The sequence below is a fragment of the uncultured Sphingomonas sp. genome (assembly GCF_934560975.1).
In the GTDB taxonomy this organism is placed as follows: domain Bacteria; phylum Pseudomonadota; class Alphaproteobacteria; order Sphingomonadales; family Sphingomonadaceae; genus Sphingomonas_I.
This window is the reverse complement of record NZ_CAKTFO010000001.1, coordinates 304,141-328,171: the sequence shown is the minus strand read 5'-3', so window position 1 is coordinate 328,171 and position 24,031 is coordinate 304,141. Positions and strand designations below refer to the sequence as shown.

General features: G+C 65.6%; 35 protein-coding genes and 1 tRNA gene. 22 read left to right on the top strand and 14 right to left on the bottom strand.

What is annotated here, in order from left to right; translation table 11 throughout:
* Nucleotides 1-18: 18 nt before the first annotated feature.
* From Q0D93_RS01500 to Q0D93_RS01475, 6 genes are read right to left on the bottom strand one after another with little or no spacing between them, the layout of a single operon-like run.
* Nucleotides 19-1,170 carry a glutathionylspermidine synthase family protein gene (locus tag Q0D93_RS01500; protein ID WP_294390392.1) on the bottom strand — a complete coding sequence of 384 codons (1,152 nt, stop codon included), beginning with the start codon at nucleotides 1,168-1,170 and terminating at the stop codon, nucleotides 19-21.
* Nucleotides 1,167-1,556, bottom strand: coding sequence for a hypothetical protein (locus tag Q0D93_RS01495; RefSeq protein ID WP_294390390.1), 390 nt, complete (start codon nucleotides 1,554-1,556; stop codon nucleotides 1,167-1,169). Before Q0D93_RS01495 ends, Q0D93_RS01500 begins: the two co-directional genes overlap by 4 nt.
* Nucleotides 1,553-2,338: a DUF1376 domain-containing protein gene (locus Q0D93_RS01490; RefSeq protein ID WP_294390387.1), complete on the bottom strand. Its 786-nt coding sequence runs from the start codon at nucleotides 2,336-2,338 to the stop codon at nucleotides 1,553-1,555. Before Q0D93_RS01490 ends, Q0D93_RS01495 begins: the two co-directional genes overlap by 4 nt.
* Nucleotides 2,331-3,767, bottom strand: coding sequence for a DnaB-like helicase C-terminal domain-containing protein (locus Q0D93_RS01485; protein ID WP_294390383.1), 1,437 nt, complete (start codon nucleotides 3,765-3,767; stop codon nucleotides 2,331-2,333). The genes Q0D93_RS01490 and Q0D93_RS01485 overlap by 8 nt, the downstream gene beginning before the upstream one ends.
* Nucleotides 3,764-4,771, bottom strand: a complete 1,008-nt coding sequence (locus tag Q0D93_RS01480; protein WP_294390380.1) for a CHC2 zinc finger domain-containing protein — start codon at nucleotides 4,769-4,771, stop codon at nucleotides 3,764-3,766. The genes Q0D93_RS01485 and Q0D93_RS01480 overlap by 4 nt, the downstream gene beginning before the upstream one ends.
* A 5-nt stretch (nucleotides 4,772-4,776) precedes the next feature.
* Complete coding sequence (locus tag Q0D93_RS01475; RefSeq protein WP_294390377.1) at nucleotides 4,777-4,980, bottom strand: hypothetical protein; 204 nt, start codon at nucleotides 4,978-4,980, stop codon at nucleotides 4,777-4,779.
* A 112-nt stretch (nucleotides 4,981-5,092) separates the two neighbouring features.
* Here Q0D93_RS01475 and Q0D93_RS01470 point away from each other — a divergent pair, with 112 nt between their 5' ends.
* From Q0D93_RS01470 to Q0D93_RS01395, 16 genes are all read left to right on the top strand, one after another.
* Entirely contained in the window at nucleotides 5,093-5,689 is a 597-nt protein-coding gene (locus Q0D93_RS01470; protein ID WP_294390373.1) for a S24 family peptidase, read from the top strand.
* Between the two features lie 202 nt (nucleotides 5,690-5,891).
* On the top strand, nucleotides 5,892-6,224 hold the full coding sequence (locus Q0D93_RS01465) for a hypothetical protein (RefSeq protein WP_294390371.1): 333 nt from the start codon (nucleotides 5,892-5,894) through the stop codon (nucleotides 6,222-6,224).
* Nucleotides 6,225-6,298: 74 nt separating this feature from the next.
* Nucleotides 6,299-6,706: a hypothetical protein gene (locus Q0D93_RS01460; RefSeq protein WP_294390369.1), complete on the top strand. Its 408-nt coding sequence runs from the start codon at nucleotides 6,299-6,301 to the stop codon at nucleotides 6,704-6,706.
* A complete protein-coding gene (locus Q0D93_RS01455; RefSeq protein ID WP_294390366.1) occupies nucleotides 6,703-7,026 on the top strand; it encodes a hypothetical protein in 324 nt (107 codons plus the stop codon). The genes Q0D93_RS01460 and Q0D93_RS01455 overlap by 4 nt, the downstream gene beginning before the upstream one ends.
* Nucleotides 7,023-7,250 carry a hypothetical protein gene (locus Q0D93_RS01450; RefSeq protein ID WP_294390362.1) on the top strand — a complete coding sequence of 76 codons (228 nt, stop codon included), beginning with the start codon at nucleotides 7,023-7,025 and terminating at the stop codon, nucleotides 7,248-7,250. The genes Q0D93_RS01455 and Q0D93_RS01450 overlap by 4 nt, the downstream gene beginning before the upstream one ends.
* Nucleotides 7,247-7,747 (top strand): hypothetical protein, encoded by a 501-nt coding sequence (locus tag Q0D93_RS01445; RefSeq protein WP_294390360.1) that lies wholly within the window; start codon nucleotides 7,247-7,249, stop codon nucleotides 7,745-7,747. Before Q0D93_RS01450 ends, Q0D93_RS01445 begins: the two co-directional genes overlap by 4 nt.
* Nucleotides 7,744-7,959: a hypothetical protein gene (locus Q0D93_RS01440; protein ID WP_294390355.1), complete on the top strand. Its 216-nt coding sequence runs from the start codon at nucleotides 7,744-7,746 to the stop codon at nucleotides 7,957-7,959. The genes Q0D93_RS01445 and Q0D93_RS01440 overlap by 4 nt, the downstream gene beginning before the upstream one ends.
* Entirely contained in the window at nucleotides 7,956-8,132 is a 177-nt protein-coding gene (locus tag Q0D93_RS01435) for a hypothetical protein (RefSeq protein ID WP_294390350.1), read from the top strand. Before Q0D93_RS01440 ends, Q0D93_RS01435 begins: the two co-directional genes overlap by 4 nt.
* Nucleotides 8,129-8,452, top strand: coding sequence for a hypothetical protein (locus Q0D93_RS01430; RefSeq protein WP_294390347.1), 324 nt, complete (start codon nucleotides 8,129-8,131; stop codon nucleotides 8,450-8,452). The genes Q0D93_RS01435 and Q0D93_RS01430 overlap by 4 nt, the downstream gene beginning before the upstream one ends.
* A gap of 197 nt (nucleotides 8,453-8,649) precedes the next feature.
* On the top strand, nucleotides 8,650-8,808 hold the full coding sequence (locus Q0D93_RS01425) for a hypothetical protein (protein WP_294390345.1): 159 nt from the start codon (nucleotides 8,650-8,652) through the stop codon (nucleotides 8,806-8,808).
* Nucleotides 8,805-9,032 (top strand): hypothetical protein, encoded by a 228-nt coding sequence (locus tag Q0D93_RS01420; protein ID WP_294390342.1) that lies wholly within the window; start codon nucleotides 8,805-8,807, stop codon nucleotides 9,030-9,032. The genes Q0D93_RS01425 and Q0D93_RS01420 overlap by 4 nt, the downstream gene beginning before the upstream one ends.
* Complete coding sequence (locus Q0D93_RS01415) at nucleotides 9,029-9,337, top strand: hypothetical protein (protein ID WP_294390339.1); 309 nt, start codon at nucleotides 9,029-9,031, stop codon at nucleotides 9,335-9,337. The genes Q0D93_RS01420 and Q0D93_RS01415 overlap by 4 nt, the downstream gene beginning before the upstream one ends.
* Nucleotides 9,334-9,564 carry a hypothetical protein gene (locus Q0D93_RS01410; protein WP_294390337.1) on the top strand — a complete coding sequence of 77 codons (231 nt, stop codon included), beginning with the start codon at nucleotides 9,334-9,336 and terminating at the stop codon, nucleotides 9,562-9,564. The genes Q0D93_RS01415 and Q0D93_RS01410 overlap by 4 nt, the downstream gene beginning before the upstream one ends.
* A complete protein-coding gene (locus tag Q0D93_RS01405; protein WP_294390333.1) occupies nucleotides 9,561-9,782 on the top strand; it encodes a hypothetical protein in 222 nt (73 codons plus the stop codon). Before Q0D93_RS01410 ends, Q0D93_RS01405 begins: the two co-directional genes overlap by 4 nt.
* Nucleotides 9,779-9,922: a hypothetical protein gene (locus tag Q0D93_RS01400; RefSeq protein ID WP_294390332.1), complete on the top strand. Its 144-nt coding sequence runs from the start codon at nucleotides 9,779-9,781 to the stop codon at nucleotides 9,920-9,922. Before Q0D93_RS01405 ends, Q0D93_RS01400 begins: the two co-directional genes overlap by 4 nt.
* Entirely contained in the window at nucleotides 9,919-10,122 is a 204-nt protein-coding gene (locus tag Q0D93_RS01395) for an AlpA family phage regulatory protein (RefSeq protein ID WP_294390330.1), read from the top strand. Before Q0D93_RS01400 ends, Q0D93_RS01395 begins: the two co-directional genes overlap by 4 nt.
* A 9-nt stretch (nucleotides 10,123-10,131) precedes the next feature.
* Here Q0D93_RS01395 and Q0D93_RS01390 read toward each other — a convergent pair whose 3' ends face one another.
* The 4 genes from Q0D93_RS01390 to Q0D93_RS01375 all read right to left on the bottom strand — a co-directional run bounded on the left by Q0D93_RS01390 (nucleotide 10,132) and on the right by Q0D93_RS01375 (nucleotide 12,806).
* The gene (locus Q0D93_RS01390) at nucleotides 10,132-10,752 is read right to left on the bottom strand and encodes a hypothetical protein (protein WP_294390327.1); all 621 of its coding nucleotides are present in this window, start codon (nucleotides 10,750-10,752) and stop codon (nucleotides 10,132-10,134) included.
* Nucleotides 10,753-10,807: 55 nt separating this feature from the next.
* A complete protein-coding gene (locus Q0D93_RS01385) occupies nucleotides 10,808-10,990 on the bottom strand; it encodes a hypothetical protein (RefSeq protein ID WP_294390324.1) in 183 nt (60 codons plus the stop codon).
* A 263-nt stretch (nucleotides 10,991-11,253) separates the two neighbouring features.
* The gene (locus Q0D93_RS01380; protein WP_294390321.1) at nucleotides 11,254-12,558 is read right to left on the bottom strand and encodes an integrase arm-type DNA-binding domain-containing protein; all 1,305 of its coding nucleotides are present in this window, start codon (nucleotides 12,556-12,558) and stop codon (nucleotides 11,254-11,256) included.
* 157 nt (nucleotides 12,559-12,715) lie between these two features.
* Nucleotides 12,716-12,806 (bottom strand) — tRNA-Ser (locus Q0D93_RS01375).
* Between the two features lie 74 nt (nucleotides 12,807-12,880).
* Between Q0D93_RS01375 and Q0D93_RS01370 the strand changes: the two genes are divergently transcribed.
* From Q0D93_RS01370 to Q0D93_RS01360, 3 genes are all read left to right on the top strand, one after another.
* Nucleotides 12,881-13,783, top strand: a complete 903-nt coding sequence (locus tag Q0D93_RS01370; protein WP_294390318.1) for a peptidylprolyl isomerase — start codon at nucleotides 12,881-12,883, stop codon at nucleotides 13,781-13,783.
* A gap of 4 nt (nucleotides 13,784-13,787) precedes the next feature.
* On the top strand, nucleotides 13,788-14,561 hold the full coding sequence (locus tag Q0D93_RS01365; RefSeq protein ID WP_294390315.1) for a metallophosphoesterase family protein: 774 nt from the start codon (nucleotides 13,788-13,790) through the stop codon (nucleotides 14,559-14,561).
* Between the two features lie 528 nt (nucleotides 14,562-15,089).
* On the top strand, nucleotides 15,090-15,536 hold the full coding sequence (locus Q0D93_RS01360) for a hemerythrin domain-containing protein (RefSeq protein ID WP_294390312.1): 447 nt from the start codon (nucleotides 15,090-15,092) through the stop codon (nucleotides 15,534-15,536).
* A gap of 13 nt (nucleotides 15,537-15,549) precedes the next feature.
* Here Q0D93_RS01360 and Q0D93_RS01355 read toward each other — a convergent pair whose 3' ends face one another.
* Complete coding sequence (locus Q0D93_RS01355) at nucleotides 15,550-16,656, bottom strand: histidinol-phosphate transaminase (protein ID WP_294390309.1); 1,107 nt, start codon at nucleotides 16,654-16,656, stop codon at nucleotides 15,550-15,552.
* 2 nt (nucleotides 16,657-16,658) lie between these two features.
* Nucleotides 16,659-19,043, bottom strand: a complete 2,385-nt coding sequence (locus Q0D93_RS01350; protein ID WP_294390306.1) for a TonB-dependent receptor — start codon at nucleotides 19,041-19,043, stop codon at nucleotides 16,659-16,661.
* Nucleotides 19,044-19,252: 209 nt separating this feature from the next.
* Between Q0D93_RS01350 and Q0D93_RS01345 the strand changes: the two genes are divergently transcribed.
* Both Q0D93_RS01345 and Q0D93_RS01340 read left to right on the top strand, forming a co-directional pair.
* Nucleotides 19,253-20,245: an SDR family oxidoreductase gene (locus Q0D93_RS01345; RefSeq protein ID WP_294390302.1), complete on the top strand. Its 993-nt coding sequence runs from the start codon at nucleotides 19,253-19,255 to the stop codon at nucleotides 20,243-20,245.
* Nucleotides 20,242-20,565, top strand: coding sequence for a hypothetical protein (locus Q0D93_RS01340; protein ID WP_294390299.1), 324 nt, complete (start codon nucleotides 20,242-20,244; stop codon nucleotides 20,563-20,565). The genes Q0D93_RS01345 and Q0D93_RS01340 overlap by 4 nt, the downstream gene beginning before the upstream one ends.
* Before the next feature lie 27 nt (nucleotides 20,566-20,592).
* Here the strand turns inward: Q0D93_RS01340 and Q0D93_RS01335 are convergent, their stop codons facing one another.
* Both Q0D93_RS01335 and Q0D93_RS01330 read right to left on the bottom strand, forming a co-directional pair.
* Nucleotides 20,593-20,778, bottom strand: coding sequence for a helix-hairpin-helix domain-containing protein (locus Q0D93_RS01335; protein ID WP_294390297.1), 186 nt, complete (start codon nucleotides 20,776-20,778; stop codon nucleotides 20,593-20,595).
* Between the two features lie 138 nt (nucleotides 20,779-20,916).
* Nucleotides 20,917-22,557, bottom strand: coding sequence for a GGDEF and EAL domain-containing protein (locus Q0D93_RS01330; protein ID WP_294390293.1), 1,641 nt, complete (start codon nucleotides 22,555-22,557; stop codon nucleotides 20,917-20,919).
* A 138-nt stretch (nucleotides 22,558-22,695) separates the two neighbouring features.
* Here Q0D93_RS01330 and Q0D93_RS01325 point away from each other — a divergent pair, with 138 nt between their 5' ends.
* Nucleotides 22,696-24,015, top strand: coding sequence for an Nramp family divalent metal transporter (locus tag Q0D93_RS01325; RefSeq protein ID WP_294390288.1), 1,320 nt, complete (start codon nucleotides 22,696-22,698; stop codon nucleotides 24,013-24,015).
* Nucleotides 24,016-24,031 lie beyond the last annotated feature (16 nt).

Sequence of the window (24,031 nt, the reverse complement as noted above, 5' to 3'; positions counted from 1 at the left end):
CAAAAACGAGGCCCGCCCTCACGCCTCGATGATGATATGCGGCACGAACCGCGCGGTATTTCCGGTAATTAGCCCGTCTTCACGGATGCCCATGCCCGCCGGCTCGCCGTCCACCACCCAGCTGCCGATGACCGGGAAGCATCCCGGTGCGCTCTCCGGCAGCGGGTACAGGCCCTGGTAGACATAGCCCTCCTCGCCATATTCGCCCTCTGCCTGGGCGATGACCTGGCCGCCGCGCCGGATCGAAACATTCGCGCCCTCGCGTGACAGCAGCGGCTTGGCGACGGCGTCGCCCGCCGGGATGTCGAAGGTGGCGGGCAGCAGGTTCGGATGGTCAGGGTGCAGATCCCACAGGATCGGCAGGATCGCCTTGTTGGACCAGATCATTTTCCAGATCGGCTCCAGCCACTGGGTGTCCCCGCGCTCCAGCGTCTTCAGCAGCTGCGCGCCGAACTCCTCGTGGACCATCCACTCCCACGGATAGAGCTTGAACGTCGACCACATCGGGTTGCCGTCCAGATCGGCGAAGCATCCGTGCTCACTATCCCAGCCGATGTCGCTCATCAGGATCGGCACGGTCGTCAGACCGGCCGCTTGCGCTGTGTCGCGCAGGTAAGACACCGTGACGGTATCCTCCCCGGCGTCATCTGCGACGTGGGCGAAGTAGACCACGCTGGACAGATGCGGCGCAAGGTCGCGCCACTTGGCCACCAGCTTATCATGCAGGCTGTTGAACTGGTCGGCTTGCGGAAACCGCTCCTGTTTCCAACTCCATTGGATCACCGCCGCCTCCAGCAGGGACGTGGGCGTGTCGCAGTTGAACTCGAACAGCTTGGCGGAGCCGGTGCCGTCATAGCCCAGGTCGAACCGGCCATAGTTCAGCGCCGCCGGTTCCGCGTGCCACGCAGCCCGAACGGCGTCGTGGAATGCGTCGGGAATGCGGAACCGCTCCATCAGGCGCGGATCGTGGACGATTGCGTCGCCCGCCCCCACGAACAAGCGGTACAACTCTTCCGTCGCGCCGTGGATCTCCTCAATCTGGCCGGGCGTGAAAGCGTAGTACGAAGCCTCATTCCAGTACGGCTTGCCCTCGGCGGTGTGCCAGATCAGGCCATCCGCCTCGACCTTCGCCTGCCAGTCGTGGCGGGGCTCGATCTTCCGCCGGATCACGAGTGCGCACTCGAAAAGCTGTGAGCCGACGAGCCGAACCCGCCGCGTGAGATTGCTGCCGATCGCGTCATGGCGCTGCCGGACGGGGCACGGAAGTAGGATCGGCCCGTCGTCCCGCTGTACGATCCGCCACGTGCCGCCTCGCCGTAGTAGGGCACCTGGCTGTTGCGGCCGAGGAAGTACCACATGAACGCGCTGCTCGCGCCGTTGCCGCCGTAGGCCCCGTGGCCGCGCTGCTCGCAGTTCCGATCAGGCACGCGCTTGCCCTGCCGGTCGGTGCAGATCGCCGTGTCCTGCTGCGCGGTCCATTCCGGCGGCCGCCGATCACACCCGGCCGCCATCAGCGCCGCCGCAACGGCAGTCGTGATCGTCAATTCCTTCCTCACGCTTCGTCCTCCCTGATTGCCTGCGGCCGCAGCAAACCGCGCTCCGCATCTTCCCGTCGCTGGTCTTCGATCATCTGCCGGCGCAGCGCCTTGCGAGCGTCCTGCATGGCCGGTGTCGGCACCCCGATCTTCCGTCGCGCCTCGACCCAAGGGACTGGGTCGGTGATCGCCTGCGCCTTGGCGTCCAGCAGCGCCTGGAGCACCCACGCGTCGCTTTCGTCCCGTCGCCACTTACCGATGATCCCACGCGCGTCTCGTGGGCTCTTGCCGGCCGCCGTCAGCAGTTCGACGCCGAGGTCGAAAACCTGCTTCACCGGATCCATTGGCGGCGCGTCTGCGCCAGTAGATTTATCTACTGAAGTGGGTGTGGGTGTGGGGGTTGCCATCTCGTTGGCATCTCGTTGCAACGACAGGTCAACGGACGTTGTATGGCGGTTCAATCTTTTCAGGGACTTAGCCTTGGCGCTGGCACGACCGGCTTGCACCTGTTGATCCCTCCGGCTTTGCAGAAGCCGAAACTCATCTTGCAATCTGGCTTGGTGCCAACCGCCCTCTTTCACGGTGAAAAACGGCTGCAGCACGGGCTTGAGCTTGCGCCACTTGTCGGGCGTCGTCCGCGTGTACCGCGCGAGCAGCGCGTCATCGTCGGGCAGAAAACAACCTTGTGACCGCCACGCTATCATGAGCAGCAGCATATACGCCCCGTGCTCGAACGTGGTCAGGTGCGTGGTGTCGCCCAGATAGGCGTCCGTCCACAGCGGGAGCGCCGGAAACTCAGCCACGCGCGCCTCCTTCGATCTGGTAATAGTCATCGCCACGCACAGCCTGCGACGCGCCGAAGAAGTATCCTCGGCCGACCCCGGTCTGCCCGAAACGCCGCTTCGGAACGAGGAAGTCGATGCGGTCGCGCAGCGCCTCCATGTCGTTCTGCCACTCGATGTATTCTGCGCCGTTCTTCTCGCGGGGCTCTTCCTGGGCGATGTAATAGGCCTCGCGGTAGACGAACAGGATCGCGTCGGCGTCCTGCTCGATCTGGCCGCTGTCGCGCAGATCAGAAGGGATCGGACGTCGATCATTCCGCTTCTCCACCTCACGGCTGAGCTGGGCGACGACCAGCAACGCAATGCGCTCCTCCTTGGCCATTTCCTTCAGCGAACGGCTGACCTCGGTCGCATGCTCGTAGAGGCTCATGCCTTGCCGGCTGGGAGCGATCAGCGTCAGGTAGTCGACAATGACCAACTCCAGCTGCCGCCCTGCCGCCGCCTCCCGGCGCTTGTGGCGGCGAACACGGCGGCGCAGCTGCGCCACGGTAAGGCGGGAAGGTTCGGCTATCTCCAGCGGCAGGCGGTCCAACCGTGCGCACGCGGCCTGGACAAGCGCCAGATCCGAACCAATGGCCGTACCCGCCTGGATGCGCTCATAGGGCACCCAACGCTGCGGGGTGTGGCACATGTCCGCCAGCAGTCGACGGGACAATTCGTCGGCCGTCATCTCCAAGCTTATGAAGAGCGTGCTGTGCCCACGCGCGGCGGCGCCCCATGCGTAAGAGGTCGCCGTTACCGTCTTGCCCATGCCGGGGCGTCCGGCCAGCACGTTGTAGCTGCCGGGCTTCAGCGGACCGAGGCGATCGTCCAGCGAGCCGATGATGCCTGACAGCACCCCGTCCTGCGGCTGCCCGAAGGTGTCGACTGCCTTGCGCGCGAAATGCGCGGCATGATCCTGCTCGTTGCCGGCTCCGCGATCGGCCAGCTCGGCAATCGCTTCGTCAGCGTCGGCCAGAAGATAGTCGCTGGCGACGTCCAGATCCTCGGCCGTCTGAATGACCATTCGCAGCCCGGTCGTGAAGCGCCGCCGCGACGCCATGTCCGCTATCTGGGCGGCATATGACCCAAGCTTGCCTTGCGCCTCCGGCGACAGCGCGGCCTCACGCAGGCGGCCTAGCGTGCCATGCTGGATATAATCTTGATCGTCCCGGAGAAACGGCTCGATCGTGATGGTGTTGAGCAGCTGACCGGCGGCAGCTCGATCAACGACGAGCTGGAACACGCGCCCGAAAGCCTGATCAGCGAAGTCGACGGCGCGGACGGCGTCGGCGGCTTGGTCGATCTTGCGCGGATCATGGAGCATCCCCGCAAGCAGCAGCAGTTCCGCCTCGGGGTTGGACAGCGGACGGGCGGCAGTATCAGCTGCCCGCGTCGGGAAGCCGGTCATGACCGCACCCCACGAAGCTGATCGTTGAAGTCCTTGAACCCCGCGATCGGGAAGAAGCCGTCTACAGCTAGGCCGCGCTCGGCATGCGCCTTTAGGGCTGCCGCCGCTGCTGTTTCACCGGCCGTACCATTATCGCCGGCCACGCGGACGCTGCGGACGCCTTCCGGGAACCGCATTGCTGCCATGTTCGAGGTGCCGAGCGCGACCCATACCGTGGAGCCGGGCATCTCCTGCATCAACGTCCAACCATCCTCCGGGCCTTCGCACTCGATGATCTGCTCGGCTGGAGCCCCCAGGCGCAGCGCCCCTTCCATGAACCGCCCGAGCGTCAGCTTAGGCTTCGGCATCCGCGCTTTCTCGCGCCCGCCTTTACCCAGAAAGATGCGCTGGATACCCATGAACTCGCCGTCGGCGCCCTGGACGCAGCCGATCACGGCCGGGATGTTCGGGCCGCATTCGTCCGTTTCCCGGTCATACCAAGCAGGCGTGCGCGCGAACCTAATTGATGGCGGCAACGGGATGCGGATGCCCCGGGCCTGAGCATAGGTTTCGGCCGGGGTGCCGGCGGCAGGCACGGCCTTCCTCCACACGGTGCGCGCCAGTTCGATGCTGGCGGCGCGGTCGGCTTCGTCCTCAGCGCGCTGCTGGGCCCTCTGCTCCTCCGTCACCTCCGGCAACGCGGCGGAGTCCAGCCACCGGACCGCGTCGAGCATGCCAACGCCCTGCTTCAACCGGAGGAAATCAATGATGTCGCCGTGCGCGGCGCAGCCAAAGCAGTGGAAGCCTCCGTCCGCGTCGTAGACGTGGAAGCTGGGCGTCCGCTCGCTGTGGAATGGGCAAAGGCCACGCAGCGCCCGCGCGCCCGCCTTCTTCAGCTTGGTGTAGCGCCCGATGACGTCGGAAATGTTGTAGCGTTGCTTCGCCTGATCGACGGCGCGGCGGAACGCCGCATCGCGCTCGGGCGAGCGGCTGCCCCGCGCCCGGTGTGAGCCCCCCTCCCTCATCCCCATCACTCTGCCGCAGCGTAGGCGGCGAAATCGTTGGCCGTCACCTTGCCGCTCGTCTCACGAGTGATGGCCGCGAGGATCTTTGGACGAGGAAAGCGGGCGCCGCTGCAATACTTCGCGATCACGCCAGGGTTCGCCACACCAATTTGGTCGGCGAACGTTCGGTATGGGATGCGCTCTGCGGCCAGATAGGTCTTCAGGTCCATGGCTGAGACATTATCCTTTTTGGAAAGTGGCGGCAAGCAGCGGATTAACCCTCATTGTGCGTATCGTTGTGTTTCCGTTTCGGATAACACGCCCTCACTCTAGGAGGCCGTGGTGACCAAACTGACTGACGTGATGCCCAGCCGCATTCGCGATCTGCGCTTGCAACGTGGGTGGAGCCAGGGTGACCTGGCCGAGCGCGCAGGCACCACGATCGCCACCATCTCCAAGATGGAACGCTCCATGCGCGGCCTCAGCCTTGATTGGGTCGAGCGCTTGGCCTCGGCGCTGGACATGAGCGCCCATGCTTTGCTCGGCAGCGGTCAACCCGCAGGCCTTCGCACCATCCCTGTCGTCGGTCGCATTGCCGCCGGCAATTGGCAGGAAGCGATCGAGGATCCAGTGGGGCATATAGTCGTCCCGGACGACGTGGGACCGAACGCCTTCGCTCTTGAGCCCCATGGCGACAGCATGGACATGGTCGCACCCGCAGGTTCCATCGTGGTAATCGACCCAGACCAGCACGAGCTCCGCGACGGAGCGATCTACGCGATCATGAACGGCGGTGGCGAGACCACCCTGAAGCAGTTCCGCGCTGACCCTGCGCGGCTGGAGCCGCAGTCCAGCAACCCTGACCACAAAACGATAGCACTTGGCCGGGAGCCCTTCACCGTCATAGGTCGCGCTGTCTCCGTCAACCGACGGCTGTGATTATCCATTAACGATAATCCGTCTTGACGCACTTTCCATTTCGGACAATCCTAAGCGCATCAGAGCCGCTCTGAAGCGTTCGCCTAGCGACGCAGTCGGACGGCCCGGATGCGCAGGATGGAAACGCGTGCTGTCGGTCCCCGCGATGTAAGGGACGAGCCTCCGCAGACCCACCTGCTCCACCTTGGCAGGAGGGTCCGTCATGGCCACCGCAGTAGACGACGAACAGGTTGCGAAGGCGCGGTACGACGCAAGGCGCGCCGCCCATAAGGAAGCCGCAAGCTTCCTCTCCAATTACCAGATCGAGGGCGTGACGCTGTTCGGGGGCAATCCCGACGACATCCGCGAACTCCAAGAAAGCATCATCGGGCTTTGCTCCATGATGGCCGCAGCCTGCCGCGATGCGGACAACAGTTACGACACTCCCGAAGAAACGTTCCTTGGAATGCGCGGGAATACGCATGCCCGCGTCTTCAGCGCAGTCGGGCAGTTGGCCGCTCTCACCCACTTTTTTGTTGGGGCGCAAGGCAAGTGAGCGCGCGTCGCCCCCTCCCCTCCACGGCCGAACCCGGTGTTGTCGAGCAGTCCCGCAAGACAGTCGTTCGCGCCATGGTCGACACAGCCGTGGTGGCCGGCGCGGTCGCCCAGCAGCGGAGCTGCGTCGGGCTCGCTTTCGATCTCACCAGCAAGCACCGGGCAACGGATGCTGCAGCTTCCCAGCTGGAAGAGAAGCTGTTGGATCACGCATTGACCCAGGCTCCCGAGAACCTGCTCGACGTGGCGTTGCTCTGCCTTGTCGCTGATCTGCGGCAGGAAGCTTATTACAGTGGGCTCAACGAAGCCGATCAGCAGATCTTCGATGCGGTTGCGACCGCCACGCTGTCAATCTGCGGCTATGCGCTCGCCAACATCGGAAGCGCGGATCTGCGGCTGATCCCGGTCGCCATGCGCAACCGCGCAGAAGAGCTTCTCGCGGAAGTCGTCGGCTTGGAAGCCGCGCAGGAGGCGTTCGCATGAGCCTCGCCCTCGCCGACGCATGGCAGGTATCCAGCCCGCGCTCAATGTTCGACGACGCCGTTCGCGCCTATCGGTTTTGCCGCGCCGCATTCGATGCGATCGGCCCCGTTTCCGACGATGCAGATGTAGACGCTGGCGTCGACGCTTACTGCACGCTGTTGGACGTCGTCATCGAGCACACCGAGGCGCCGTCACTGGCAGCCGTCCTGCTAAAGATGGACCTCGCCTGGGAGCGGCAGGACGGCGTCGGCATGATTGACGCCTACTGGCACGCGATCCGGGCGGACTTGGGCCGGCTGGCGGAAGGCGGTGCGGCGTGAGCCGGGCGTGTCGCTTCTGCGATCACTTCTGCCAGTCGGCAGCGGCACTGGCGATTGCCGATCCCCGTGATCGTCACAGCAATGCCGAGTTCGGCACCTGTCGTCGCTACCCGCCCCGCGTGTTCGTCAGCGTCGATGACGGCGAGACGGACACCCGCTGGCCCGAGGTCCACCGCGCGAACCGCTGCGGCGAGTTCGTACTTGTTCAGGAGAGGGCCGCATGATCGGCTTCTATCACGATCCGGAGACAGACGGCGCCTGGAGCATCGACAATATCAAGTCGATCAGCCCTCCCAGCGATCCCGGGAAACATGGGTCTCGTTACCGAGTAGCGCGTCGCCGCGACGACACGACTTTCCAGATCCACAGCGGCGTAGCCGATGCAATTCTGCGCAGGCCCGTTCAGCTGATGCCCTGCCAGCCGGGCACGATGCTCTGCCACATCGAGGCGCAAGCGACAGAGCCTCATGAGGTGTTCTTCACCCCGATGGTGGCTTGGGCGATATGCGCCGACGGTGAGATCCGCCCGGTGACGCCGGCAGGTGTTAACGACGGCTTGGGCGAGCCCAACGAGGGCTGGTATGTTAAAATGCCCGACGGGAAGATCTGCTCGGCCAACGCCTACGCCGATCATTGCGCTTTCGACAGCGCGGATGAGCTTTCGGCGCATTTTGCGGCAGAAGCCCGGAAGCGCCGCCCCGCGCAGGAAGCGTCGGCGTGATCCGCCTCGCCGCCACCACCAGCCCCGTCGAGGTCGCATGGCACGCCTACGACACGGAGATGCTGGCGCTTCACCAGATGTACGTGGCCGGCGCGCAGACGCAGCACGGCGATCGGTTGGAACAGGCCCTGAAGGTCGGCAGGCTGTGGGACGAGTTCCTGCACCAGGTCGCGCTGGAAGACGGCGGTGACGATCCGAGGCCGGCGGCATGAAGGCGCTACGCAGATGGTGGTGCGCGGTCGAGCCCGGTCTGACCATAGATCGTGACAACTCGATCGAGCGCTGGGACGCGCGCGGCGAAGGTCGCGCCTGGTCCATCAGCTTCGAAGGATTTGGCCTCACCGCGCAGATCTTCATCGGCCGCACGCCGGAGGCCGACCGGTGACGGACCTGTTCCGCTACCCGGCCGCTCCAGGCGCGCAGGACCGCGACACGTCCCGCGCTGCCGCCGACGCGATCGCGCCCAAGGCTCAGATCCTGCGGCACATGGCGCTCGACGTGCTGGAGCGGTCCAATGGCCTGACCGCCGACCAAGTCGCTGCGCGGCTGGGCATGTCGATCCTCTCGATCCGCCCCCGGATCACGGAGCTGAGCCGCATGGGCAAGGTCCGCGACACCGGGGAGCGCCGCCGCAACGCCAGCGGCAAGAACGCCATCGTGTGGGCTGCCATCCAGCCCGCGCGGCTTAATCGGAGCGCGAAGTGATGTTCGGCTTATCTCGCCGCCTCTACGATTTCTTGAGCCGGCCGCCGGTCCTCGCTTGGGAGATCGGGCCAGCTTGCTCGTTGCCCTTGCTGAATCGGAATGACCTGTCGAAACCGCGCGTCACGATCCGCCCAGACGGTTGGATTAGGCATGACGGGCAGCCTTTCCCATTCGACGGAAAGCGGTGCTGGGTCGAAGTGGCGTTCGAGAGCGGCGTCATCCTTGCGGGCCGCGATGGCATCCAGCTTGCCGCCTACTGGCCTGCCGAATGGTGGACATGGAAGGCGCAGGATTGGAAGCGCAACATCGTCGCTTACCGGATCGTTCGCAGCCCCCGCTTGCCGGTGTCGGCATGACCGATCGCGTGATCCTTTCCATGCGGGAGCCAACCGCTGGTGCCACTGAAACGCGACGTTTCAACGGCGACTATGGCGTGGCCTTCCGCATGCGGTTCGACAGGCTGGAAGACGCCGAAGCATTCGCCGGGCACATCGCACGCCTGTTCCCCGAATTGGGGTCGATCGCCATTGACCGGCAGATCGCGCGTGTGAAGCTCAAGCCAGCGGAGAACGCGGCATGATGCGCCTTGCCGTCGATGTCACCACGCCCACCGGCTGGCATCCCGCCGGCGCCGGCACGACCTATCGTGGCCGCGCCTGGGTCGCTCTTGCGGCAGTGAGCCCCACGCATTGGGCGGTCGGTTTCGAGCTGCTCACACGAGACAAGATAGGCGTCGCGCTGATCCTTGGGCCGCTGTGGCTCGGGGTGGCGACCGCCAAGCTTAACAGAACACCCCAGCCCGCTCTCCGGCGGGGCCAGGGTGAGACCGGGCGGGCGATCCCCCCATTGGCCCGCCCGGTCGACAATCAGAAAGATGAACGGTGAACGACAATTACAGCGTCTGCACGGAAGCGGCTTTCGATCAGGCCAGGACCGCCGTCGACATGCACGTTCTACGGCACCGCGCGGCCGCCATCCCCACCCTTATAGCGGCATGCGTCGACTGGTCTGTTCGGAACGGAATGGGCCACCTCGTTGAGACCAGCCTGCGCAACGCAGTCGAGATGGTGCCCGCCGCCGTCGCAGCGTTTCGGAAGGAAGAGGTGCAGTGACCGACGATCAACTCGACAACTATGCCGTCAGCTTGGCCAATGCTGCGATGGTGTCCACCACCGACGCAATCGAGGCGGCTACCGTGCTGTTCCAGGCGTCGGCGGCGGTAATCGCCACGCAATTCGGTCCTGCCCAGGTCGCCCCCATGCTCCGCAGGATCTCGGAAGAGTTCGAGCAGGAGGTAGGCGGTCTCGGGCTCGGGGAGACGCGGCAATGACCGACGGCGCCCTATTCGCCTGCACCATCGTGGCGCTGATCTGGGTCTTTCCGTCGATCGCCCGTGCGGCCCGCGCCGCCGAGACGATCGCCGCAGAACTGCGCCGGCTCCGCGAGCTGGCCGAACGAGGAAGACGATGACCGACCGCCGCAAAGACAGCTTGCTCCGCCTCGCGGAGGTCAAAAAGCGTACCGGTCTTAGCCGGACGACGATCTACCGTCGCGCAGGAGCCGGCACCTTCCCCAAGGCGACTCCGATCAGCGCTGGGTTGGTCGCTTGGTACGAGAGCGATGTAGAGGCGTGGATTGCCGATCCGATGGGTTGGAGCACTGTGGCATAAACCACTTATTCAGGCGGCAACCGAAAGCGCTTGAATGTCGATCCCAAATCGGGCTGCCGCAGTCTCGTATTGTGACCCCACCACGGCTGCCGCCACGTTCTCCGGCAGCCACCATCGAGCTGCCAATTCGGCTGGCTTAATCACACCGGCACGAGCCTGATCCAAATATTCTTGCCGCAACCACGGAGGAACCAGCGCAATAATCGCTTTCCAAAGCGCCTCGCGGTCTGCGGCATATTGTGCGCTTGCCTCATCCAGGAATGGTTTCTCGGCAATGTCGTTCAGGAGAGTGCGGAGCTGTTCCACATTAGCGGTACGCTGCTTTTCTTCGTCGAACACGTGCATCATCTCTTTAGCGGCGACGATACGCCGCAAAGGACGATCGTCTCTGAGAACAGAACTGAGATGGATCTGCGCGTCCCGATGAGGCTCCTCATTGCGGCCGGCGAGCTCTTCTTCCATCCAGAAGAAGATGCCATATTGGCTACCTGGAAAGTGATCGAAATACCTGAAGAAAACCCTGCCCACGCCATGGTGATAATCGTGCACCAAGCTTACAAGATCTTCAATGTGAACGCGGGGCGATGGCCGCTTCTGAGCCAACTGCTCTATGAACTGCTGGTAACGCAAAAACGACGCCCCCTCTATTGAGGGGGCGTCGTTTATCCTGCTATATTATAGGGCGTCAAGCGTGATCTACGTTTGCGATCACGTTGCTGGGATCGTCCTGACCCGCCAGACACACGACAATCTGCTCAGCCAAATTTTCGGCCGTGGAGTCAGGCTGACAGAAAAACTTCACGTCTATGGCCCGACGCCCTACCTGGGGAAAGAGCAGCGCCGCGGCTCGGTCAAATTGACTGTTCATCACGTTACCTCCTTTCGCCGATTCGAAATCGATGTGGTAAGCCGACCAAGGTCGTGACCATTGAAAAACCTCATAGAAGCGAACGGTTAAACGTCCGTTTCGCTCCATCCCTGCTGCGCCATTAACGACAAATCCGAACCACAGGGGGACTGTTCGGTACTGCCTGAACCTCCATGGGTGTACGCGGATGCTGATCGTAACGCAATGGAGTAGCCCATCGGTTCGTCCGATCACCTCTCATATCGTAAGGGGGCGCAGAGGTTTCAACCTGATCTCCGCGCTCCGCTCAGTAGCGCGTCTGCTCTTCCCATCCCCTTCATCAACAGGTCCGACCACTCCTGCGATAGCTCCCGCCTCCGCTCCATGTGGCCAGCGCGATCGTAGGCAGCCTTGACCTTGTTCTCGGGCACGTGCGCCAACATCAGCTCAATGACGTCCGCGTCCTCATGCCGCCGGCGCTTCTTCGCTAACGTGTTCATCGTGGTGGAGAATGCCGCGCGCCAGCCATGCGGGACGTGCCGGCCGTGGAAGCCGGCGCGGTTGTAGAGGTAGCCGATGGCGTTCTCGCTCAGCGGCTTATGGCTGTGGCGCTGGCCGGGGAACACCAGCTTGTTGCGCCCCGTCAGGCGACGCGCCGCCCGCAGCACGTCAACCGCCTGCCATGAAAGCGGGATGATATGCTCGAACGCCTCTTCGTCCTTCATATCCAGCACCAGCTTCATGCGCCGAGCCGGCACGCGCCAGATCGGCAGAAAGGGGCCGAACAGGGCATCATCCCAGTCCACGCCTTCGATCTCTGACCACTCCAAGCCGCGCACCATGCCCGGCCGCGCTTGGGTGAGCGCAAGGAAGCGCGAGGCGAACTTGGTAATCGGCGATGCGCCGGACGCCTCAGCCGCAATCAGCACCTCGCGCGCCTCGTCGGGATCGGTGATCGACGGCTGCTTGCCCTTTTTCGGCAGCGGCTTGAGCGCCTTCCCGACCGCCGCAGCCGGATCGATGGTCACGATCCCTTCGGAGATCGCGTAGGAGTAGACGGCCGACATACGCTGCCGCAGCCGCTTGGCCGTCTCGATGGAGCCACGATCCTCGACCACGCGCAGCACCTTCAGCACCGTCGGCGCATCTATGACACCAAGCGGCTTTGCGCCGATCGCCGGAAAGACGTCGCGCTCCAGGCTGGTAATGACGTCATCGGCGTGCACTAGCGCCCACCGGCCGCGCTGAAGGTCGTGCCAGGTGCGGGCCGCCTTCTCGAAGGTGATCTGCTTGGCCTCCTCCGCCTTCGCGGTCTCCTTCGCCATCCGTGCCCGCTCGCGCGCACCCGACGGGTCGACATGCTCACGGATCTGCGCCCGCGCCACGTCGCGCTTCTCGCGCGCCTCCGACAGTTTGACCTCGGGGTATGGCCCGAAGGTCAGCAGCTTCTCTTTGCCATGCAGGCGAAATTTCATCCGCCAGGACTTCAGCCCGCTCGGCGCGACATAGAGATATAGCCCGCCTGCGTCGGCAATCTTATATGGCTTGTCGCGCTTCTCGGCGCGCTTGGCGGCTGCGTCCGTCAGCATCGTACCCCGACCCCTCAAATCGATACCCCGTGAAATGCCCCCGATACCCCCGCGCTTGGCTGGAACAGATCGGGACAATTCGAGAGAGCGCATAAGGCAAAAAGGCCGCTTTTCCTAGGGTAAGCGGGTCTATTTGGGGGCGTTTGGGCTGTGATTTTGGCGGAGCGGGAGGGATTCGAACCCTCGATACGGTTTTGCCGTATACTCACTTTCCAGGCGAGCGCCTTCGACCACTCGGCCACCGCTCCGCATGCCAGGAAGCGGGGCCCTATCGTGCCGGCGGGGGTTTCGCAAGGCAGATAGGCGTGGCACGGTGACATTCATGCATTTTATGGTCCTTACCGCCGCTATCGCCGCCTTGTGGGCGGCGTCCGCGCCTGCCGTGTCGCCCGCCGAGATTGCGAAGGCAGCGCCGGCGCGCGACTGGGTCGCGATTGCGCCCAGGGACATAATGGTCATGGACCTCGCGCCTGATTCCGCCGGAACGGCTCGCCGGGTCGTTATTCAGCTGATGCCGCCGCCCTTCGCCCCGCATCACATCGCCAACATCCGCGCGCTGGCGGCCGCGCGCTGGTGGGACGGGACCAGCATCAACCGGGTGCAGGACAATTATGTCGTGCAATGGGGCGATCCGACTGAGAAGAAGCCGCTGCCGCCCGGCCTGACGACCGCCCCTGCCGCGGACTATGCGATCGCTGCCGACGCGCTGAAAGGCTGGTCGGGGGCGGCAACGCCGCCGTTGCGCGATGCCTATGCGGCGCGGGTCGGTTTCCGCGCGGGCTGGCCGCTGGCGTCCGACGGGCGCGAGATCTGGCCGGTCCATTGCTACGGCATGGTCGGGGTCGGCCGCAACCTGTCGCCCGACACGGGCAGCGGGGCCGAACTCTACGCCGTCATCGGCCACGCGCCCCGCCATCTCGACCGCAACGTGGCCTTGGTCGGCCGCGTGGTGGCGGGCATGGAGCATCTGTCCGCATTGCCGAGGGGTTCGGGCGCGCTCGGCTTCTACCAGCAGGCGGCGGAGCATACCCCGATCGTCGCCGTCCGGATGGGTGACACGCTGCCGCCGGGCGAGCAGCCGCATTTCCAGTATCTCTCCACGGAAAGCGCCGCCTTCACCTTTTATGTAAAGGCGCGCGCCAACCGCAGCGACGGCTTCTTCATCCGCCCGGCAGGCGCGGTGGACGTGTGCAACGCCCTGCCGCCGGTTCGCGCCGCTCGCTGACGCCATGGCATTGTTCGGCCTCGGCAAGAAGGCGTCCGTTCCCGATCAGCCCACGTCGCGCGTGCCCGATGGCATACGGGTCTATGCCGTGGGAGACGTGCATGGGCGGTTTGACCTGCTCCGGTCCTTGCTGGCGCGGATCGAGGCGGACGATGCGGCGCGCGCGCCGGCGAGCACGCATGTGGTGCTGCTGGGAGACCTGATCGATCGCGGCCCGCAATCGCGCGAGGTGGTCGACCTCCTGCTCAACCACCCGCCGCAGTTCGCCACCATCCACATCATCATGGGCAATCATGAGGAGATGCTGCTGCGGCTGGCGGACGACCCCCATGCACGTGGCATGGCGCATTTCCTGCGCTTCGGCGGGCGGGAAACGTTTGAGAGCTACGACGCGCCACAACGCGTGCTGGACCTGCCGGAAGGGCTGCCCAACACCATACTGACCGGCAGCATCCCGCCCGAACATCTCGATTTCCTGCGCCGGGCGCATCACGGATTGCAGTTCGGTGATTATCTGTTCGTCCACGCCGGAATCCGCCCCGGCATCCCGCTCGACAAGCAGAGCAAGAACGACCTGCGCTGGATCCGCAGCGATTTCCTCGACAGCACGGAGGATCATGGCGTGGTGGTGGTCCACGGCCATACCATCGTGCCGGCGCCGGAGGTGCGGGCGAACCGCATCGGCATCGACACCGGGGCCTATGCGTCGGGCGTGCTGACCGCATTGGGGCTGGAAGGCGCCACGCGCTGGTGGCTCGCCACCGAACGGGACAGGTAGCGGGGCAACCTGGCTCCCTGCCGACCGACGACGGTACGTCGTGGGTAACCGATCCAGTATGCACTGGCCGCATGTCGTCGCGACGGATGCAAGCCTGGCGGCGCGGCAGATCGGCCCTGGTTGGACCCTGCCGCCGTTGGAGCGGATGATTCGGCTTCGGCCGCCGCCATCATCGGTCAGTTCCGATCCAGCAACGTTCCGCCGCACCCCCAAACCGCGCGACGCGTTGATTAAATGTCAGTAATTTAAAGCATTTTTCAAAACTTGATATATATGGAGGTCACCGGTGCGCGCTCCCCCCAACATCGCGCGTGCCGGCCCGGCGCCCGGCCCGCTGTGCCCCGATTGACAGCAGCGGCCGGGCGCCGGGATCCTCTCATCTTCGGAACTCCCTTTCCGAAGTCCTTGAAAGATCAACGTGTCCGCGTCAGCTGAAGCGATCTATCCCGCCGAAATCACGAAACCGCTGCACCCATATGCTCGTTCCTGTAAGCTTTGCCGCAATCCGGACCGTGAACAGGGGGGAACATGCCGCAGTTAAGCTTTGAGCGTCTGATTTCCGAACATGATCAGATCGAGCGCATGATCACGGCCTTGTCCGAACAGGCGGCCGATCCGGACATCCCCGCTTCGGCCATCTCCGATCGGCTGTTCGAGCTTAGTCTGCTGGTGGCCGATCATCTCGCGCATGAAGACGGCGCCATCTACCCCGCTATCTTGCGGACGATGGGAGCGGCTAGCCATGCAACGCAACTGAACCAGTCCCTGCACATCCTGAAGATGGATTGGATCTCTTACCTGAGCAGTTGGCCGCTGGATTGCATCGAAGCCGAACGGGACAAATTTAGCCGCCACACCGAAGACATGCTGCCGCGCCTCCGCGAACAGGTGCAGACCGAGACGCAGTTGCTGTATGCCGCCGGCTTGCGGCACGGCATCATCACCCTGCGCGATCGCAATCCGCGCCGGCGCTGAGGCTCCGCCTCCGTCATCCGGCGGCGGCAAGGGCCTTGGGCAATGCGGCCGCGAAATGGGCCAGTTCCGCAGGTATGGCCGTGCCGATGCGGATCCAATTGGCGTAGGCCGCGCCCTCGAACAGGCGAACCTCGACCCCCAGTCGGGCAAGCCGCGCCTGCATGTCCTTCCCCGGCATGCCGCAGTTCAGGTATACGAACGTGCCTTCCGAAGGCAGGAAGACCAGCTTGTTGTCCTCGGCAATCCGGTAGATGCGGCTGCGGCAATCCTTGAGGTAGGCGATCGCGCCCGCCAGATAGGCCGCATCGCCGAGACAAACCGTGGCTGCCGCCAGCCCCGCCTGGTTGCGCGACGTCGTGACAAGGCTCTTCAACAGCCGCACGCGCTCCGGCTGGGCGAGGATATAGGCGATGCGGAACCCGGCCAGCCCGTACACCTTGGAAAAGGTCCGCGCGACGATCACGTCATGCCCTTCGCGCACAAGGTTCGCGACGGAGTGGCGCAGTGGATCGGGCGCGAGCTCGAAATAAGCCTCGTCGATCATCACCGGCACCCGCTTCGACGCCTCGATGCAGAAAGCGTGCAATGCCGCGGGGTCGAGCAGCAGGCCGGTCGGATTGTTGGGGTTGCAGAGGTAGACCAGCCGGGTCTGGGGCCCGATCGCCGCCAGCATCGCCGCCAGGTCGATCTGGTGATCGCGGCCGAGCGGCACCCAATCGGTCTCCACGCCCTGACGCGCGGCGTAAGCAAGGTGGGTGGAATAGGTCGGTTGCGGCGCCAGGATCCGGCCGCCCCGCCCCAACCCGACGGAAAGATGCGACAAGGCGTCGAGCGACCCGCTGGCCAGCGTCACCTGCTCCGCGCGGATGCCCTCCCGCGCGACGATGCGGTCCAGCAATGGCTTTTCGCTATGTGGGTAATAAGCGGCGTCCCTGACAGAATGCCGGATGGCGAGGCGCGCGGCCGGGCTTGGTCCGAACGGGTTTTCCGTAACGCCCAGATGCGCCTTGATCGGCACGGCGGGGTCAGCCGCCGCATATTGCGCCCGCGCCGCGCCGCCGGCGGTAGCGGCAAGGCCCGTCGCCAGCAGCGGCAGCGTATCCCGGCGACTTACCTCCATGTTCAAAACCTGACCCCCAGGCGGGCATAGAACAGGCCGCCATCGGTATCGTAGGGCGCGTTGCGCGAGTAGACCAGTCCGCGCGAAGCCTGGAACGTGGCCTTATCGGGGTAATTGTCGAGCAGGTTTTCCGCACCCACGGTCAGGGTCAGGTGCCGGTTGATGTCATAGCTGGCGGACAGGTCCACGAACGCCTCCGCCCCGAAATCCTGCACCAGGTTGGCCGAGTTCTGGAACTGGGCGTCGGTCCACCGATCGTACCACCGCACACGCCCCAGCATGGAGAAGCGGCCGGTGCGCAACTCCGCGCTGGCATTGGCCGCCTGTTCGGGCAACCGGTCCTCGATGTTGATCCGCTCCAGCGCGGATACGGCGGCGGTGGCGCGCCGCACCTTCGTGTCGTTCAGATTGTAGGCGACCGTGAAGCGCAGCGACGTGTCCGTGGCGAGGCGCCACAGATACGATCCCACCAGGTCCACGCCCTGCGTCCGGGTGTCGAAGGCATTGGTATAATAGGACACGGTGGTGATGCTGTCCGCGCCCGCCACGCCCTGCGCGATTAACGCGGCCCGCTGCGCCGCCGACAAGGTGAAGTTCTGCGATTGGCCGAAACGGTCGTCCACGCGGATGTTGTAATAATCGGCGCTCAGGGTGAAGCCGGGCGCAGGCTCGAACACCAGGCCGATGCTGGCGCTCTTGGACTCCTCCGGCTGCAGCGCGGTTGCGCCGAACAGTTGCGAGATGGGGTTGTTGGGCGACAGCAGCCCCGACGTGAACACCTGCAACGTGTTGGTGTCCAGGCCCTGGCTGACCCGCGTATAATTCGACTGGCCGGGCGTCGGCGCGCGGAAACCGGTGGAATAGGCGCCCCGCAGCGCTAAGCCCCTGACCAGTTCCAGCCGGGCCGTGCCCTTCCAGCTCCAATTGCTGCCGAAATCGGAATAATGTTCGTACCGGAGCGCGCCGCCGAGGGTCAGCGCATCGATCGGCGTCGCCTCGACGTCGAGATAGCCGGCATAGCTGGTGCGGCCGAAGCTGCCCTCCTGCGCGGGCGTATAGCCCGGAAAGCCGCTCGACCCCGACGGCACGCCATAGCGCGCGGCCGGTCCCACACCGTAGGAGAAGGGATCGCCGGCACCGATGCGGTAGGTTTCGCGGCGTCGTTCCGCGCCCGCCGCGATGTTCACCGGCTTGGCAAAGGCGGCAATCTCCAGCGGATAGACCAGATCGAGGTTCAGGTTGAACTCGCGCTGCACCAGCGTGCCATCGTCGGACGCGGTCGGCGATTCCGGACCGAACGAGGCGTTGATCGACTCCCGCATGAAATAATTGATCTCGTTGCGGCCGAACCCCGCGCTCAGGTCCCAGTTGAGGCCCCCGTCGAAATCGCCCTTGACGCCGCCCACGGCCGTCAGGTCCTTGTCCTTCTGCCCGAAGCGCGGGGTGAAGCCGGCGGGATAGAGCGAACGCAGGTCGAAGCCGGGATAAGCCGGCGTGATGCGGAACGAGGTTTCGCCGGGGTTGCGCCAGTTGAAGTCGGTGACCTGCTTGCTCTCGCCATAGATGCCGAAGCCATAGAGCCGCGCCACCTCGCCCAGGCCGATCTCGGCATTGGCGACGGTGCGCCACGCCTCCCGGTCGGGCTGGCCCCAGCGCGTCACCGGGTTGCGCACGGTCAGCTTGGGATTGGCCGCCTGGAACGCGATCGCATCCGGGCGCTGGATACTGCGGGAGGTGACGTTGGCGTTGGAATATTCGCCGGTGACCACCAGGAAGCCGTCATTGGGCAGTGCCGTGCCGAACTTGGCGCCCGCGCGATACAACTCGCCGTCACCGTCATAATATTGCGATGCGACGCCGAAGCCGGAGATGCCGGGCGCCTTGTCGAGGATCAGGTTGATCACGCCCGCAATCGCGTCCGAGCCATATTGCGCGGCGGCACCGTCCCGCAGCACCTCGACCCGGCCGAGCGCAAAGGTCGGGATCTGCGCCAGGTCGACGCCCTGCGCGCCGCGCGTGCCGAGCAAAGCGGAGCGGTGCTGGCGCTTGCCGTTCACCAGTACCAGGGTCTGGTCCGGGGAGAGGCCGCGCAGGGTCGCCGGACGGACGAAGGCAAGCCCGTCTGCGGCAGGCAGGCGCTGCACGTTGAACGAGGGGACAAGCTGCTGCAACTCGTCCGTCAGCTCCTCCGACACGGTGGAGGACAAGGCATCCTGGCTGATGACGTCCACCGGCGTCGACGACTGGATGGCGGTGCGGCCGGTCGCACGCGTGCCCGTCACGATCACCGCGCCTGCATCGTCGCCCTCCGCCCCCTGCGCAAGGAGCGGCCCCGCGGCGGACAGGGCAGTGGCGGCCGCCAATAGGGCGCGGACGGAGGATCGCATGTGTGAGTTCCCTTTTCTGGATCGCGGCAGGCGCTACCTGCCGGAAAAGTCATTTCGGCGTCGTAGCGGTTGCAGGAATGTTACGCCACGCGCCGCGTCGGCTGGGTCCGCCTGCCCGCCGCGACCGTGACGATCGCGGGGAACGATGCCCTCCTCCGGTTCGTCTCGACCAGCGACAACAAAGCCAGCGACAGACATGGAGAGCCGGGATGAACGACATGGCCGATGACAGTCAGGCCCGCCAGGGACAGCGCATCGTCATCACGGGCGCGTCCAGCGGGATCGGCGCGGCAACCGCGATCGCCTTTGCGCGGGGCGGCGCCCGGCTGGTGCTGGCGGCGCGCAACCAAGCGGGGCTGGAGGACATGGCCCGCCGCTGTCGCGAGGCGGGCGGCGGCGCGGATGTACGCGTGGTCGACGTAACCGACGCCGCCGCGGTCGCGACGCTGGCCGCGGAGGCGCGCACGCTGCTCGGCGGGATCGACATCTGGTTCAGCTGCGTCGGCGTGGGCGTGGTCGGCCGCTATGAGGATGTGCCGATCGCCGACCACCGGCAGGTGATCGAAGCCAATCTGCTGAGCCACATGAACGAGGCGCATGCGGTGCTGCCGGTCTTCCTTGCGCAGGATCGCGGCACCTGGATCAACATGATCTCGGTCGGCGGCTTCGTCGCGACACCTCACGCCGCCGCCTATTCGGCCAGCAAGTTCGGCCTGCGCGGCTTCAGCGAAGCCCTGCGCGGAGAATTGTCCAAAAAGCCGCACATCCATGTGTGCGATGTGTACCCCACCTTCGTGGACACGCCCGGCATCGACCATGCGGGCAATTATACCGGCGCCAGATTGTCGCTGCCGCCCGGTGCGCTTGCGCCGGAAACGGTCGCCAAGGCGGTGGTCCGCCTGGCCAGGCGGCCGCGCAACACCACGGTGATCGGCGCGCCCGCCATCGCGCTCAAGCTCGGTCAGTTCGCGGTGCCGAACCTGGGCGCGGCGATCATGAACGGGTTCATGGACAGCTGGTCCGACCGTGCCGATCCGGGCGAGGATACGACCGGCACCCTGTTCGACCCGCCGACGACGCCCGGCGGGATCGATGGCGGGCGACGCCGGCCCGACCAGCGGCGCAAGGCCGCTGCGGTGGCCGGCATAACGGCGGCGGTCGGGCTGGCGGGTGTCGGCGCGTGGCTGTGGCGGAGACGGTGACCGAGCCGCCGGTCACGCCCGACGGCCGCTACATCGTCGTGCGTGGCCGGTTGTGGCGTCGCGCCAATCCGCATCTACCCGCCGTGGAACGGCAGGCACTGGTGGCCCGGCTGATGGACGCCCGCCGCGCGGTCGGCCGTGCGCTCAAGGCCGACGACGCGCCCGCCCTCGCCGCAGCCCGCGCGGAGGTGCACCGCGCCAAGGTCGGCTTGGGCGAGCGCGGGCCGGTCTGGTGGCAGGACGGCGCGCCGGACCAGAACCGCCGCATGGTCGGGAATACCGACTATGCGGCCTGGCATGCGGCGCTCGACTGCGCGTGATGAGGGGTGACGGATGAGCCCTGCGGCTCAGTCGAACCGGATCCGTCCTTCAAGCCCCGACACCTTGCCTGCCAGCCCCGGCACCTCCTCCAGCTGGCGCACGGCATCGAAGCGGCCGCGTTCCTCGCGGTAGCGGACGATCTCGAACCCATGGCCTTTCAGCGGCTCCACCCCGTCAATCTCATCGGCAGATGCGGTGTTGATGTCGATCATTCCTGTCCTTTCCATGCGCCGGTCGCGGCCGCCCGGTTCAACGTCGCTACGGGACATATGGTCCGGTGGTCGCACGGCGGCGGCCATGATCGTGTATCGTGCACCCCCTCCCGGCAGTTGCGCCGGTCCCGCAGCCGTTCAGGGCAGCAGGCGCCACGTCCCCCGGCCGGCCGCCTTGGCCTCATACAGGGCCGCGTCGGCGCGCGACATGCTGTCGGTGGAGGTGGGCGGGTGCGGCAGCCATGTCGCGCCGACGCTCGCCGCCACGCGCAGGTCGCTCCCCCCGACGGCGGCAAAGCCTTCGCCCAGCGCCTGGGTGGCGCGCTCGGCCAGCCGCTCCAGCCCCGCGACGTCGATGCCCGCCAGGATCATCACGAACTCGTCGCCGCCCAGGCGGGCGACCAGATCGGTGTCCCGCACCATCGCCCGCAGCCGCGCGCCCGCTTCCACCAGGACCGCGTCGCCGATATCGTGGCCCAATCGGTCGTTGACCTGCTTGAACCCGTCCAGGTCGATCGCCAGGATGCCGCAGGCGGAGCCGGGCGAAAGCTGTTCGAGCCGCTGCTGCAGGCCGCGCCGGTTCAACAGGCCGGTCAGGGGATCGGTGCTGGCTTGGAATTCGGCCCGCATCGCCCGGTGATGCTCCTCCGTCATGTCGATCGCCACGCCGACGATCTTTTCGGGCCGGCCATGCGCATCGCGCAGCAGCCTGCGGTCGCACCGCATCCAATGCACCCCGGTCTGCGTCTGCAGGCGATACTGGACGGATGATCGATCGGCCTCGCCCTCGATCAGCGGCTCCAGCGTGCATTGCGGCAGGTCGAGAGGGTCGATGTGGCCGCAATATCCCGCAAGGTCCAACGGCTGCGTGCCCGCGCCACCGATGAATTGCGCCAGCGCGTCCGACGTTTCGAACCGGCCGGTCGCCACGTCGAAATGCCACGATCCGCCGCGGATCGCCTCGCTCACCAGCGACAGCCGGGCGTTGGTTTCGATCAGCTTGCGCTCCGCCGCACGCTGCTGCGTCACATCCTCGATATGCGAGAAGAAGCGGATGACGTCGCCGCCATCGTCGCGAATGGCGGACACGGCCAGGCGCGCGTCGATGCACGTTCCGTCGGCACGCACATAGCGTTTGTCCAGGCAATAGCCGTTCCGCTCCTTGCGCAGCACGCTGCCGAACAGGTCCAGGTCGGCGTCCACATCGTCCGGATGGGTGACGGCGCTGAAGTTCAGCGCCTGCATCTCCTCGACCGAGCGGCCCAGCATGGTCGCGAACGCCAGATTGCACCGGATGACGTGGCCATCCAGCCCGACCATAGCCGCGCCGTTTGGGGCATTCTCGAACGCTTCGTTGAACATCGCCTCGCTCTCGGCGATCCGCAGCTGAAGGTCGTCGCGCCGGCTGATGTCGGTCACCAGCGTGATGACGCCGACAACCCGCCCGTCTTCGTCGAAATCGGGCACGTAGCTGCCCTGCACGCGACGCCGGAAATCATCGTCGAAGATGTAATATTCGTAGACTACCCGCTCGCCGGCTAACGCGCGGCGCAGCCGTTCCTCGATCACCGGATAGTTGCGCTCGCCCACGACATGGCGGACGTGACGCCCCACGATTTCCCTGGGGTGCAGCCCGCGCCAATCGGCATAGGTCGCGTTGGCGTAGCGATAGCGCAGGTCCGCGCCGAAATAGGCAACCAGGCCGGGCAGCAGATCGAGGATGCGGCGCGGCGCCACTTCAACGTCGTCACGCTCCACCCGGCTGCCACTGTCTCGCAACACTGAATCCATCACCGTCCGTACCATGCTCTGGTTAATACGGGCTTGCCGGTATGCGCACCGGCGATCTCTGAAAAGCGGCGTGAATCGAACAGGCACCTGTCCTCCGCCGCATTGTTCCGGTAAATCAGCCACTTCATGCCGCTGAAACTACCCCGCACCGCCACCGCGCCCTTTTGCCCCTCCGAAGTGCGCGGAGTGATAGATATTCCACAGGGCCTGCCGTTCTGGCGCAAGGCGCTGCGCTCGGCCGGGCCGGGCCTGCTGGTGGCGGTCGGCTATATGGACCCGGGCAATTGGGCGACCGACATCGAAGCGGGCTCGCGCTACAGCTACGACCTGCTGTTCGTGGTCGTGTCGTGCGGACTGGCGGCGATGCTGCTGCAATGGCTGGCGATGCGGCTCGGCCTGGTGACCGGGCGCGATCTGGGGCAGATGGCGCGCGACCGATATGGCCGGGCGACGTGCCTGTTCCTGTGGCTGCTCGCCGAGTTGGCGATCATCGCGACCGACATTGCGGAGGTGCTGGGCAGCGCGCTGGCCTTCAACCTGTTGCTGGGCGTGCCCTTGTGGCTCGGCGTGCTGCTCACCGGGCTGGATACCATGTTGGTGCTCGGCCTCAAGGGCCAGGGATTTCGCCAGATCGAGGCGATCATCCTCGGCCTGGTGGCGACGATCGGCATCTGCTTCGCCGTCCAGCTCGCCATTGCGGGGCCGGATGTCGGCGGCATCCTCCACGGCATGGTGCCGAAACCGGCCTTGCTGATGGACCAGCACGCGCTCTATCTGGCGGTCGGCATCCTCGGTGCGACGGTGATGCCGCACAATCTCTACCTGCACTCGTCCGTAGTACAAACCCGCCTGACCGGCAGCAGCGACACGGCCAGGCGTACCGCGATACGCTTCGCCACGATCGACATCGTGGTGGCATTGCTGCTCGCCACCCTGGTCAACGGCGCGATCCTGACCTTGTCGGCCGCGACCTTCCACGCCAGCGGCCATTCCTATGTGGCGGAGATCGAGGATGCCTACCGCCTGCTGGCGCCCCTGACGGGCGCGACCGCCGCGGCCGCCCTGTTCGCCATCGCCCTGTTCGCGTCGGGGCAGAGCGCGACCTTTACCGGCACCATCGCCGGGCAGGTGATCCTGGAAGGCTTTCTGGACCTGCGCATCCCCTGCTGGCAGCGCCGCGTCATCACGCGCGTGCTGGCGCTGGTGCCCGCCCTAGCCGGCATATTGTGGCTGGGCGACCATGCGGTCGGACGGCTGCTGGTACTGACGCAGGTGGTGCTGTCGCTCCAGCTGCCTTTCGCTCTGTATCCGCTGATCCGCTTCACCGGCGACCGCGCGATCATGGGCGCGTTCGTCACGCCGCGATGGGCCGCCGCGATCGCATGGGCCCTGTTCGCGCTGATCGCGTCGGCCAATCTGTGGCTGATCGCACAGTGGATCGGCTGACCGCCGCCGCTCCCCG

What these genes read in the sequence shown, in the direction of transcription:
- Q0D93_RS01485 (WP_294390383.1), bottom strand. Translation starts at nt 3,767, where the DNA reads ATGACCGGCTTCCCGACGCGGGCAGCTGATACTGCCGCCCGTCCGCTG.
- Q0D93_RS01480 (WP_294390380.1), bottom strand. Translation starts at nt 4,771, where the DNA reads ATGAGGGAGGGGGGCTCACACCGGGCGCGGGGCAGCCGCTCGCCCGAG.
- Q0D93_RS01475 (WP_294390377.1), bottom strand. Translation starts at nt 4,980, where the DNA reads ATGGACCTGAAGACCTATCTGGCCGCAGAGCGCATCCCATACCGAACG.
- Q0D93_RS01465 (WP_294390371.1), top strand. Translation starts at nt 5,892, where the DNA reads ATGGCCACCGCAGTAGACGACGAACAGGTTGCGAAGGCGCGGTACGAC.
- Q0D93_RS01460 (WP_294390369.1), top strand. Translation starts at nt 6,299, where the DNA reads ATGGTCGACACAGCCGTGGTGGCCGGCGCGGTCGCCCAGCAGCGGAGC.
- Q0D93_RS01455 (WP_294390366.1), top strand. Translation starts at nt 6,703, where the DNA reads ATGAGCCTCGCCCTCGCCGACGCATGGCAGGTATCCAGCCCGCGCTCA.
- Q0D93_RS01445 (WP_294390360.1), top strand. Translation starts at nt 7,247, where the DNA reads ATGATCGGCTTCTATCACGATCCGGAGACAGACGGCGCCTGGAGCATC.
- Q0D93_RS01435 (WP_294390350.1), top strand. Translation starts at nt 7,956, where the DNA reads ATGAAGGCGCTACGCAGATGGTGGTGCGCGGTCGAGCCCGGTCTGACC.
- Q0D93_RS01420 (WP_294390342.1), top strand. Translation starts at nt 8,805, where the DNA reads ATGACCGATCGCGTGATCCTTTCCATGCGGGAGCCAACCGCTGGTGCC.
- Q0D93_RS01415 (WP_294390339.1), top strand. Translation starts at nt 9,029, where the DNA reads ATGATGCGCCTTGCCGTCGATGTCACCACGCCCACCGGCTGGCATCCC.
- Q0D93_RS01400 (WP_294390332.1), top strand. Translation starts at nt 9,779, where the DNA reads ATGACCGACGGCGCCCTATTCGCCTGCACCATCGTGGCGCTGATCTGG.
- Q0D93_RS01395 (WP_294390330.1), top strand. Translation starts at nt 9,919, where the DNA reads ATGACCGACCGCCGCAAAGACAGCTTGCTCCGCCTCGCGGAGGTCAAA.
- Q0D93_RS01385 (WP_294390324.1), bottom strand. Translation starts at nt 10,990, where the DNA reads ATGAACAGTCAATTTGACCGAGCCGCGGCGCTGCTCTTTCCCCAGGTA.
- Q0D93_RS01380 (WP_294390321.1), bottom strand. Translation starts at nt 12,558, where the DNA reads ATGCTGACGGACGCAGCCGCCAAGCGCGCCGAGAAGCGCGACAAGCCA.
- Q0D93_RS01370 (WP_294390318.1), top strand. Translation starts at nt 12,881, where the DNA reads ATGCATTTTATGGTCCTTACCGCCGCTATCGCCGCCTTGTGGGCGGCG.
- Q0D93_RS01365 (WP_294390315.1), top strand. Translation starts at nt 13,788, where the DNA reads ATGGCATTGTTCGGCCTCGGCAAGAAGGCGTCCGTTCCCGATCAGCCC.
- Q0D93_RS01360 (WP_294390312.1), top strand. Translation starts at nt 15,090, where the DNA reads ATGCCGCAGTTAAGCTTTGAGCGTCTGATTTCCGAACATGATCAGATC.
- Q0D93_RS01355 (WP_294390309.1), bottom strand. Translation starts at nt 16,656, where the DNA reads ATGGAGGTAAGTCGCCGGGATACGCTGCCGCTGCTGGCGACGGGCCTT.
- Q0D93_RS01350 (WP_294390306.1), bottom strand. Translation starts at nt 19,043, where the DNA reads ATGCGATCCTCCGTCCGCGCCCTATTGGCGGCCGCCACTGCCCTGTCC.
- Q0D93_RS01345 (WP_294390302.1), top strand. Translation starts at nt 19,253, where the DNA reads ATGAACGACATGGCCGATGACAGTCAGGCCCGCCAGGGACAGCGCATC.
- Q0D93_RS01335 (WP_294390297.1), bottom strand. Translation starts at nt 20,778, where the DNA reads ATGATCGACATCAACACCGCATCTGCCGATGAGATTGACGGGGTGGAG.
- Q0D93_RS01325 (WP_294390288.1), top strand. Translation starts at nt 22,696, where the DNA reads ATGCCGCTGAAACTACCCCGCACCGCCACCGCGCCCTTTTGCCCCTCC.